The organism is Acidobacteriota bacterium (assembly GCA_039028635.1).
GTDB lineage: Bacteria > Acidobacteriota > Thermoanaerobaculia > Multivoradales > JBCCEF01 > JBCCEF01.
Map to the genome: position 1 here is coordinate 1 of JBCCHV010000097.1, position 10,725 is coordinate 10,725.

Consider the following 10,725-nt stretch of genomic DNA (forward strand, 5'->3'; position numbering starts at 1 on the left):
CGTGCAGACGCTGGTGTTGGGCGCCAACGGCGTCTCGCAGCTCGAGGTTCGCTTCACCGGCAGTGGTGCGGTGGCGGGCCTGGTGTTCGACTGCGAGGGCGGTATCTGCATCAGCGGCGGCCAGGTGAAGGACTCCTTCAAGCAGGTGTCCTTCGGCAACAACGACGGTCCGGACGACTGGGCCGGTGACTGGATCGAGGACGACGTGTCGTCGCCGGGTCCGCAGGCTGGCCGGGTGCGGATCGCCAACGGCTTCCTGTTCCTCGACGACTACCCGAACACCGGCACGGAGCCGAGCGTGGCGCGCGAGGTCGACATGTCCGGGGCCAACTCGGCGACCCTCGAGTTCGCCTTCGATACGGCCTACGGCGTCGATCCGAGCGATGCGGTGACGGTGGAAGTGTCGAACGACGGCGGTGCGACCTGGACGGTGCTGGAGGTGATCACCGGGATCAGCGGCACGGTGGAGGAGAGCCGGAGCTTCGATATCTCGGCCTTCATTTCGAGCCAGACTCAGGTGCGCTTCCGGGTGTCGAAGAAGTACGGTGGGCAGAACGAGTTCTTCTGCCTGCGCTTCGTCAAGATCACCTGGTCTTGCGAGGAGCCGACGCCGAGCGAGCACTACAGCGGCAGCCTGAAGCAGGGTGACGCCGAGGTGCAGCCGAACGGCACCTACTTCTACTCCGAGGCCGGTCAGCACGAGGGTGTCCTCGAAGGCGCCGCCGGCACCGATTTCGACCTCGAGCTGTACCGCTGGAACGGCTCGAAGTGGCAGCGGGTTGCGGGTTCTTGGACCTACAGCTCGTCGGAGTCGGTGGTCTATGACGCCAGTGCCGGGTACTACTTCTGGAGGGTTTCCTCCTACTCCGGGAGCGGGGCTTACGATCTCTGGATCGTGCGTCCGTAAGAGCACGAGCTAGAGCGGCCTTGCCCCAATTCGTTGGGCAGGGATGAGACGGCGGGTTCCTTCGGGGGCCCGCCGCTTTCTTTTGCCCGCTTTCTCTTGCTGGGCCGTCGTCCGGGCCCTGGTGGCTGCGCTCGGTGCTCGGAACTCGCGCGTCTGCTGGTGGCTTCGAGGAGGGCTTGCCCTTTTGAGGGGCTTCGGCTTCGGATTCGTAAGTGGAGCTCAGACATCTGCGCTCCGTGCTCGCTCACCAGGCCCCGGACGACTCCGCTGGAGGTGGCTGGGGGCTCTAGTTTTTGGAGTCGGCGGCGGGGCCCCGAAGGTGGGGAGAGGGGTTGGATCTTGCTGGGCCGTCGTCCAGGTCCTGGTGGCTGCGCTCGGTGCTCGGAACTCGCGCGTCTGCTGGTGGCTTCGATGAGGCTTTGTTCCTTGACGGTCTTTTGGCTTCGGCTTCGTAAGTGGAGCTCAGACATCTGCGCTCCGTGCTCGCTCACCAGGCCCCGGAAGACTCCGTTGGAGTCAGCTGGGGATTGACCTTCAGGCCAAGCTGTTGGAGGTGTCGGCAGTCCGCTCCATCGGTCCGAGGGTTGGGTTGGGCGGGTCTTGGAGTGGAGCGTGAGCCCGCGGGCAAGGTCTTTGGGAGTCCGAGACTCGGCCCGCGGAGGACGAGCGGAGGCATCTGTCTGAGCCGAAGGCGAGTTGTGCCTTCGCCCGGAGCGGGCCGATACGGAGTTCGAGATGTTCTACGCGGGCGGTTCAGCGGAGCGGAGAGATCCGCCCAACCCTGCCCGTGCCGCTAAAGAACCGCTGCGAGCACTCGGGGTTGCGACTTGCAGACGGGCGGTTCAGCGGAGTGCAGAGACCCGCCGAATCCAGCCCGTCCCGCCAAGAAACCGCTGCGAGCACTCGGGTTTGAGACTTGCCGACGGGCGGTTCAGCGGAGCGGAGAGATCCGCCGAATTCAGCCCTCTTCGCCATCAATACGCTGTGACCAGAGCGCTCTGCAGCCTTCGGTTTTTCAGGCGCCCGAGAGGGCAGCTCGAGAAGTGATCGAAGGTCCGATGAAGAGGTGCTTTCGAACCCTCGCAAGCTCAATCTTTCGAATGATTTGCTTGATTGTAAAGGTAGGCATTAGCCTTGCTTGTGCAAGCACTGGTCATGATATATGCTGCGACGGAATTTTCGCGGAGAGAAACCAGTCCGTTTCATAGGTTTCGGCCGGAGAAGAGTGATGGCGGAACCGTTGATCGAGGACAAAGCCCACCGTAGCCTGATGGCTTCGGAGGATGTCATTTTCCGCGATTTGGGGGGCGAAGCGGTTCTCCTGCACCTGGCCAGCGGCGAATACTACGGTCTGAACGAGACCGGTTCCCGCATGTGGTCTTTGCTGTGTGAGCTGGGAGACCGTGCGCGAGTTCTCGAAGTGCTGCAGCGCGAGTACGACGCCGAGCCGGAGGATCTGGCTGGCGAGCTGCAGAGCTTCGTAGCGGACCTCCAGGCGAAGAACCTGATTCGAAGCCCATGAGCCCCAAGCTGAAGACGGCCCTGACCCAATCCCCGCGGGAATGGGCCGTCTTACTGCATGCATTTTCCTTGTTTTTCGTGATTTCTGCAGGCCTGGCATTGGCCTCGCTGCCGAGGGTGCGCCGTCTGCTCCGGGTCGAGCGCGCCCAGCGCCGTCGCTCCGTTCTCGGGCCGGAGATCATCGCTCGTCAGGTCGACCGCGCCGCACGCTGTTACCCCTTCCGGGTGGTCTGTTTGCAGCGCTCGCTTTGCCTCGAGCACCTGCTGCGGTTCTACGGTTTTCCCGCCAGCTTTCGCCTCGGCGTCCGGCGCCAGGACGAGGAGCTCGAGGCCCATGCCTGGGTCGAGTGTCACGGCCGACCGATTGCCGAAGGGCCCAATCTGGCGAGCTTTCAGCCGATGGAACGAGCGAGCGCACCATGAATTTGCTCTGTGGCATCGTACGTTTCGATGGCGGCGCCGTGGCGGCGGAGGAGCTGGCGCCGATGCTGGCTGCCGCCGACCTGGCGGAGCCGGCGGATGTCGAGCAGCGCTCGGCATCCGGGGCGCGCTTCGCCATGGGACGGGTGAACGGTGGCGGGCCTGCCAGTCTCGACGCCGTGTCCGGCGAGGGGCTGTGGCTGCGCACGGGCTCTGCCGCGGTGCCCGAGGGCTCCGACGAGAAGGCCGCGGCGCCCTTTGCCTCGGCCCACTGGGACGAGGCCGCCCGGCGTCTGGTGCTGAATCACGACTTCTTCGCCCGGCGGGGTCTCTACTGGCGGCGAGCGAAGGATCGCTTCTACTTCGCCAGCGAGCCCTGCCAACTGGTGGCGGTGCCGGGCCCGGTGGCGGCAAGGGTCGATCGGCGCCGCCTGCTGGCCTATCTGACCGGGGCTGCGCCGAGGCCGGAAGAGAGTTTCTTCGATGGCATTCGCCGCTTGCCGGAGGCCGCCTCCCTCGAGGTCGATGGGACGACCGAGAGCCTGCGCCCGGAGGATTTTCCGGTCGCCGACCGTCTCAAAGACGAAGCGGTGGCTTTGCGGGAGCGATTGGAACGAGCCGTCGTGGCTTGCCTGCCGAGCGATGGACCGGCGGCGGTGCTGCTCAGTGGCGGTCTCGACTCCTCGGCGGTGGCGGCGTTGCTGGTGCGGCACTCGTCTCGGCCGTTCGCCGTGAGCTGGCGAGGCGGCGGTCTTTCGGAGGGCGCGAGCGACCCCTCCTGGGGCGGTGCGCTTCGTGCCGAGGCCGTCGCTGCCGACGACCTCTGGCCCCTGAGCTGCTACCCCGAGGCCTTCGACGATCCCAACGCTCCCCTCGAGAACACCTATCCGGGGCTCCTGCGGGCCACGCTGGAGCACCTGCGAAGGCTCGGTGCCAAGGTGTTGCTCAACGGCCTCGGGGGCGACCCCATCGCCGGTTGGCCGATGCCCGACCTGGCGCTGTTGCTGCGGGCTCGCTGGGGCGCCCTGCTGTCGCGCTGGCGCCGCGCTGGATGGCGTCGCGCGGGCTGGCGGGCGATGCTGCTCCTCCGCCAGCTCCGCGCCACCCTCCGGCGTCGCCTGCCCGGCTGGCTTTCCGAGGCGGCGAAGAGCGAGGCTCGCGACTGGGGGCTCGACCGCTCGCCGATCGCGGCGTCGGATCTGCTGTCGGCGCGGCGCTTTCGCCAGGCTCAGCTTCGCTCGGCCGCCAACCCCATGATGGCCGAGCGCCTGGAGCGCCTCGGCCGCCGGAGCGGCGTGCGAATCGAAGCGCCCTGGCTCGATCGTGCGCTGGTCGCCTGGTCGCTGGCGGCTCGGGATTGTAGTCTCGAGGTGCACCCACCGGCCAAGAGGCTGGTGCGGACGGCCTTTGATGGGCTCATCCCGGACGAGGTGCTGACCGCGCCTTCGGCGAAGGCGGCGGGACCGTCTTTGGTGCGCCGTGGCTTGCTCGAAAAGGGCCGAGACAAGGTGGAGAATTTGCTCACCGAGTCCCGCCTGGAAGGATTGGGGCTGGTGCAGTCCTCGCGAGTCTTGCGAGAATATAGGGCGAGAGCCGACCGCGGGTCGGTCCTCCCCGGACTTTGGAGAATACTGACGGCGGAGGCCTGGCTACGCACGGCCCCCGTGTCGTCGTGAGATTTTAGAGGGTTATTGCGATGAAGACTGAGATCGAACACCGGGAGACGCTGTCCTCCGAGCTGCCTCCGGAGGGGGGCAAGAAGCCCTATTCGCCTCCCCGCCTGAGGCGCTATGGGTCGCTGGAAGAGCTCACCGAGTTCTCCGGCAACGACGGTCTGGACGCGGTGTTCTCGGGCACCTCGGTCACCACTTGAGGCCATCCTCGGGAGCGCCGGCACCGCCTTGACGAGGCGGGAAGGGAGCGTCCTTTGGCATCCTGCCGAGACGCTTCGAGGTGGTGCGCGGGTGGTGCATCTCGAGGGGGGCCTGGCGCAGCGCTCCTCGCTGTTGCGCCGGTTAGGGCAGGCAGAGACCTGCACGACCGGCAACCTTCTGTGCCTTCTCTACGAACAATCTGAGCTCGATCTACCGCGGCAGCTCGCCGGAACCGCCGCCTTCATCCTGATCGATCCTCGCCGTCGGCGCCTCTTGGCGGTGCGCGATCGGTTGGGTCAACGCGGCCTGTTCTTCCGTCGCTCGGCGGAGGGTATACGCCTGGCCCCGCGGGTGGCGGATCTCCTCACCGGCTCGGAAGGTGTGGCCGACCTGTCGCAGCGCGCTCTGGTGGCTCAGGTCTGTGGCGATGCGCCACCGCCTCGGGAGACCTTCTACCGCGGCATCGAAGCGGTGGAAGCGGGCTGCTTCCTGCTGGCGGAAGGGGATCGCGTCGAGCAGGTGCGCTACTGGCGGCCAGAGCTGGCGGCGATGCTGCGCCTGTCCAGCGACGAAGCCTACGGCGAAGCGCTGTTGGCGGTCCTCGACGAGGTGATGGCGGACTACCGAAGCGAGGATTCGGCGGCGGTTGCCCTCAGCAGCGGATTCGACTCGACGGCGGTGGCGGCGAGCCTGGCGTCGGCGGGGGATGAGGAGGGATCGCCATCGACCGCGGCGGAGAGCCCATCACTGACCGCGCTCCTGTGGGCGGCGCCAGAGCTGCCGGAGGCGGACGAAAGCCCCCTCGCGGGCGAGGTGGCGGACCGCCTCGGCCTCGACCGGCTGACGCTGCGGGCGGATCACCTCTGGCCCTTGAGCACGCCGCTCGCCGAGCGGGTGCGTCGCGACAGTCCCCTCTGTGGTTTCTACGAAGACCTCTGGCAGGAGACTTGCCGGCGCCTGCGGCAAGCGGAGATCTCGGTGCTCTACACCGGCGTGGGCGGAGATCACCTCTTCGGCGGCGATGTCTTCGACTACCTCGACCGCCTGGCGACCGGGCGTTGGGTTTCGCTGGCTCGCGACCTTCGACGCCATCGCCGCTGGTCGCCGGGAGGAACCCTCCGCCTGCTGCGCAAGTTCCTGTGGGCGCCGCTGCGCACCTGGTGGCGGCCGACCCGGTGGGCTCCGGAGGTGCCGTGGCTGGCGTCGGCCCATCGGCCTCGGGTGCCGTCGATCGAGGGTCGCCGGCGCATCCTGGCCTCGCCCGGGCGGGTGCAGCGCTTGTGGACCCTGCGTGATCCCTTGATCCCTTCGCTGGTTCTCGAGATGGGTCAACGGGCGGCGGCCCACGGCATCGACCTGCGCCATCCCCTGCTCGATCACCGTCTCTTCGAGCTGGCCGCGGCGCTGCCGCCGTCGCAGACCTTCTCCGCCGGGGAGCGCAAGGTGATTCTGCGCCGCGCCTTCGCCGGCCGCTTGCCGGCGGCGGTCCTGGAGAGCAGGGATAAGATCTATCCGACACCGATTCTGCGGCGCGGCCTGGTCGAGCGCGGACAGGCGCAGGCCCGCGAGCTGATGCGGCAGCCGCGCGTCGTCGACCTCGGGTTGGTGGACGGCGTGGCGCTGCGGCAGGCCTATGACGACTTCTGTGCCGGCCGCTCACGGAGCAGCCTGTTCTGGCATACCTGGACCCTCGAAGCCTGGCTGAGAAAGTACTTTTGAGCGAACCGACCTTCGTGGAGCCGACGGCGGCCGAAGCGCAGCGGCTGCGCCATCTGGCGGATGCCCTGGCCGACGGCGCCGAGGGCCTGCGCTGGGTGGACTATGAACAAGCCGAGCGCGACGTTCGCCAGCTCGCCGAGCAACTGCGCCAGGCCATGACCGCGGACGAGCTGCGCCGCAGCCGCTGGCGCGCCATCCCGCGGGGCGGCTTCATCGTGCTCGGCATGCTGGCCTATGCCCTCGATCTGCCGGCGGCGGCGCTGGCGGAAGATCTTTCCGGAGGGACGGTACCGGGGCCGGTGATCCTGGTCGATGACTGCGCCCTGAGCGGGGTCCGCCTGGGGGCCGCCATCGCCGGCTGCGACGCCTCGCAGATCGTCGTCGCCCATCTTTACTCCCATCCCGAGCTACGGCGCCAGGTGCTGGCCCGCGAGGAACGGGTGCGCCACTGCCTCGCCGCGCGCGATCTGACCTCCCGGGGGGCCTCGGACGATCCGCGCTGGCAGGCCGCCTGGCGCGCTCGGCTCGGTCCGGAGCGCTACTGGATCGGTCGCACGGAGCGCCTCGCCTTTCCCTGGAACGAGCCCGATCAACCCTTCTGGAACGCCGCCACGGCGACCATCGAGGACGGCTGGCGCTTCGTGCCGCCGCACCGCTGCCTGAAGAGCTCCCGGCTGCTCGGCGGCAGCGTCGAGGCGGGGGCGCGCCGCCTCGCCGAGGGGGTGGCCTACGGTGAGTTCGACGATTGCCTGTGGCTCTGCCACCTGGCGTCGAAGCAGATCTTCGGCCTCGACGAGGTCGGGGCCGACTGCCTCAAGGCGCTGCTGCGCTGCGCTGACCTCGAGGGTGCCGCCCGCCGACTGGCGGATCGCTACCAGGCGCCGGAAGAGGTTCTGGCTCGCGACCTCGCGGCGCTGGCCCGGAGCCTCGAAGCGCGCGGCCTGCTGGCAGCGCCATGAAGCGTCGGGTCTACGGCCTGGTCCTCGACCTGCCGGACGACTGCTGCGCGATGCTGCCGCCGGCACCCGACGAAGCGGCGGATCTCGTGGTGGCGCCGATGTCGACGGCGGCGCAGCGCCCTCGGCTGGATGGCGAGGCCCCTTTGTTCGTCAGTCCGACGCCCGGTCCCGACGGCAGCTCTGCCCTGCAGGTCTTTCGCCGGGGTGCCGGTGACGACACGGTCTACGACTTCCAGTTCGCCCGCGGTGAGCGCCTGCTCTCGGCCGGTCGGTGCATCGAGTTTCGCGCCGAGGATCGCCGCCGCCTGGAGATCCATCTCCTCGGCACGGTGTTGCCTTTCTGGCTCGAGCAGCGCGGCCGGCTCGCCCTCCACGGGGCGGTCGCCGAAGTCGGCGGTCGGGCGGTGGCGCTGCTCGGCGCCGGCGGCGCCGGCAAGAGCTCGCTCCTGATGGCGTTGCTCGAAAGCGGTGGCCGATTGCTGAGCGACGACCTCCTGATCGTCGATCCCGAGACCCGCGAGGCTCATCCCGCCGTTCCGGAGATGCGGTTGTGGCTCGACGATGCGGCTCGCTGGCGCGGGGCCGAGGCCGCCGGTGGTTACCAGCGGGTGGTGGCGGAGCTCGACAAGCGGTGGGTGCCGGTGGCGCCGGAACACTTTGTGAGCGTTCCCCGATGCCTCGCCCTGATGGTGCTGCCGCGGCGGCGCGAAGGGCTGGCCGAAGCGAGCTGGCAGCGGATCTCACCGTCGGCAGCCGTGGCCGAGCTGCTGCGTCACTCGCGGGTCGCCCGCCTGGCGGCGGCGGCGGGGCTGGAGGCAGGGCGCCTCGATCGCCTCGCCGGGTTGGCTCGGGAGGTGCCGATGCGCTCCCTGACCTATCCCTCGGGGGTCGCCCGGCTGCCCGCGGCGGCGGCGGCGGTGGCCGCCGAGTTGGCGACGATTTGAGACCTGAGTCTCTGCGACTCAACCAGCCTTGACAGGCTTTCAAGAACCCTCTACAATCTCCCCTCGTTGTTAGCAGTCGTCGCCGGTGAGTGCTAAACGCGCGACTCCATCACCTAGACAAACCAAGCGATTGCAGGACTTTCTACGGATAGAAGGAGGAATTCGAACGTGAACATCCGTCCGCTACACGATCGAGTCGTCGTCAAGCGCCTCGAGCAGCAGGAGCAGGTTCGGGGTGGCATCATCATTCCGGACACCGCCAAGGAGAAGCCCCAGGAGGCGGAGGTGATCGCCGTGGGTCCCGGCAAGGTGACCGACGAGGGCAAGCGCTCCCCGATGGACGTCAAGGCCGGCGACCGCATCCTGATCGGCAAGTACTCGGGCAGCGAGATCAAGATCGAAGACGAGGACTACGTCATCCTGCGCGAGGACGAGATCCTCGCCGTCGTCGAAGGCTGATTCCACCTTTCTGATTGCGAACCGAGATCCCGCCCGGGATCAGGAGGAATAGAGAACCATGGCTAAGCAGATTACCTACTCCGAGGAAGCCCGTTCGGCGATCCTGCGGGGTGTGAACAAGCTCGCGGACGCGGTCAAGGTGACCCTCGGTCCGAAGGGCCGTAACGTCGTCATCGAGAAGAAGTTCGGCTCGCCGACGATCACCAAGGACGGGGTCACCGTGGCCAAGGAGATCGAGCTGGCGGACGCCCTCGAGAACATGGGTGCCCAGATGGTGCGCGAGGTCGCTTCGAAGACCTCCGACGTCGCCGGTGACGGCACCACCACCGCCACCGTGCTGGCTCAGGCGATCTTCCGCGAGGGTTCGAAGAACGTCACCGCCGGCGCCAACCCGATGGAGCTGAAGCGCGGCATCGAGGCGGCGGTCAAGGCCGCCGTTGGGTCGATCGACGGCATGTCCCGTCCGGTCGAGGGCAAGGAGATCGCCCACGTCGGCACCATCTCCGCCAACAACGACGCCGAGATTGGCCGCATCATCGCCGAGGCGATGGAGAAGGTCGGCAAGGACGGCGTGATCACCGTCGAGGAGGCTCGCGGCCTCGAGACTACCCTCGAGGTGGTCGAGGGCATGCAGTTCGACCGCGGCTACCTGTCGCCCTACTTCGTGACCGACGCGGAGCGCATGGAGACGGTGCTCGAGAACTGCATGATCCTTCTCCACGAGAAGAAGATCAGCAACATGAAGGACCTCCTGCCGCTGCTCGAGCAGGTTGCCCGCCAGGGTCGCCCGCTGCTGATCGTGGCCGAGGATGTCGACGGTGAGGCCCTGGCCACGCTGGTCGTCAACAAGATCCGTGGCACGCTCAACGTCGCGGCCGTCAAGGCTCCCGGCTTCGGCGACCGCCGCAAGGCGATGCTGCAGGACATGGCGATCGTGACCGGCGGCAACGTGATCAGTGAGGAGCTCGGTCTCAAGCTCGAGAACGTCACCCTCAAGGATCTCGGCAAGGCCAAGCGCGTCACGATCGACAAGGACAACTCGACCATCATCGATGGCGCGGGTTCCAAGAAGGACATCGAGGGCCGCTGCGCTGAGATCCGCAGCCAGATCGAGGCCACCACCAGCGACTACGACCGCGAGAAGCTCCAGGAGCGCCTGGCCAAGCTCGTGGGCGGCGTTGCGGTGGTCAAGGTCGGTGCCGCCACCGAGACCGAGATGAAGGAGAAGAAGGCCCGCGTCGAGGACGCGCTCTACGCGACCCGCGCGGCCGTCGAAGAGGGCATCGTCCCCGGCGGCGGTGTGGCCCTCATCCGCTGCATCAAGGCGCTCGACGCCGTCAAGGTCGAAGGTGAGCAGGAGGCGGGTGTGAACATCATCCGCCGCGCCATCGAGGCTCCGCTCCGCTTCATCTCGGAGAACGCGGGCATCGAAGGCTCGATCGTGGTCGACAAGGTCAAGGGCCAGAAGGGTGCCAACGGCTTCAACGCCGCGACCGAGGAGTACACCGACCTGCTGAAGGCCGGCGTCATCGACCCGACCAAGGTCGTCCGCACGGCCCTGCAGAACGCCGCTTCCGTGGCGTCGCTGCTGCTCACCACCGAGGCCATGGTGGCCGAGAAGCCCGAGCCCGCTGGCGCCGCCGGCGGTGCCCCGGGTGGCATGCCGGGCGGAATGCCGGGTGGCATGCCGGGCATGATGTAAGAGCCTCTCGAGGCTGATTCTGCCAAGGGGCTCCGGAGCATCCGCTTCGGAGCCCCTTTTTCGTTCGTTCTGCGGGTTACTCTCTTCTCCGCTCCCGATGCAACAGACGCCCCCCGACTCCCACAGCGATCCCATCCCCTTCTCGACGAAGTTCTTCTACGGCTTTGGCTCGGTGGCCGAGGGCGTGAAGAACACGGCCTTCAACACCTTCCTGCTCTTC

The 10,725-nt window shown here is 67.6% G+C and carries 10 protein-coding genes; all 10 read left to right on the top strand.

Translation table 11 applies throughout. The features are described 5' to 3' along the window. A partial coding sequence (locus tag AAF604_24145) for a hypothetical protein (GenBank protein MEM7052778.1) occupies positions 1–907 on the top strand: 907 nt, incomplete at its 5' end. A 1,228-nt stretch (positions 908–2,135) separates the two neighbouring features. After that, complete coding sequence (locus AAF604_24150; protein ID MEM7052779.1) at positions 2,136–2,429, top strand: PqqD family protein; 294 nt, start codon at positions 2,136–2,138, stop codon at positions 2,427–2,429. Continuing rightward, positions 2,426–2,851 (top strand): lasso peptide biosynthesis B2 protein, encoded by a 426-nt coding sequence (locus tag AAF604_24155; protein ID MEM7052780.1) that lies wholly within the window; start codon positions 2,426–2,428, stop codon positions 2,849–2,851. The genes AAF604_24150 and AAF604_24155 overlap by 4 nt, the downstream gene beginning before the upstream one ends. Next, on the top strand, positions 2,848–4,524 hold the full coding sequence (locus AAF604_24160) for an asparagine synthase-related protein (protein MEM7052781.1): 1,677 nt from the start codon (positions 2,848–2,850) through the stop codon (positions 4,522–4,524). The genes AAF604_24155 and AAF604_24160 overlap by 4 nt, the downstream gene beginning before the upstream one ends. 20 nt (positions 4,525–4,544) lie before the next feature. After that, entirely contained in the window at positions 4,545–4,721 is a 177-nt protein-coding gene (locus AAF604_24165; protein ID MEM7052782.1) for a lasso RiPP family leader peptide-containing protein, read from the top strand. A gap of 91 nt (positions 4,722–4,812) precedes the next feature. Beyond that, a complete protein-coding gene (locus AAF604_24170; GenBank protein ID MEM7052783.1) occupies positions 4,813–6,441 on the top strand; it encodes an asparagine synthetase B family protein in 1,629 nt (542 codons plus the stop codon). After that, the gene (locus tag AAF604_24175; GenBank protein MEM7052784.1) at positions 6,438–7,400 is read left to right on the top strand and encodes a PqqD family protein; all 963 of its coding nucleotides are present in this window, start codon (positions 6,438–6,440) and stop codon (positions 7,398–7,400) included. The genes AAF604_24170 and AAF604_24175 overlap by 4 nt, the downstream gene beginning before the upstream one ends. After that, complete coding sequence (locus tag AAF604_24180; protein MEM7052785.1) at positions 7,397–8,344, top strand: hypothetical protein; 948 nt, start codon at positions 7,397–7,399, stop codon at positions 8,342–8,344. The genes AAF604_24175 and AAF604_24180 overlap by 4 nt, the downstream gene beginning before the upstream one ends. A 168-nt stretch (positions 8,345–8,512) precedes the next feature. After that, positions 8,513–8,803: a co-chaperone GroES gene (gene groES, locus AAF604_24185; protein MEM7052786.1), complete on the top strand. Its 291-nt coding sequence runs from the start codon at positions 8,513–8,515 to the stop codon at positions 8,801–8,803. Positions 8,804–8,861: 58 nt separating this feature from the next. Further along, complete coding sequence (gene groL, locus AAF604_24190; GenBank protein MEM7052787.1) at positions 8,862–10,505, top strand: chaperonin GroEL; 1,644 nt, start codon at positions 8,862–8,864, stop codon at positions 10,503–10,505. Positions 10,506–10,725 lie beyond the last annotated feature (220 nt).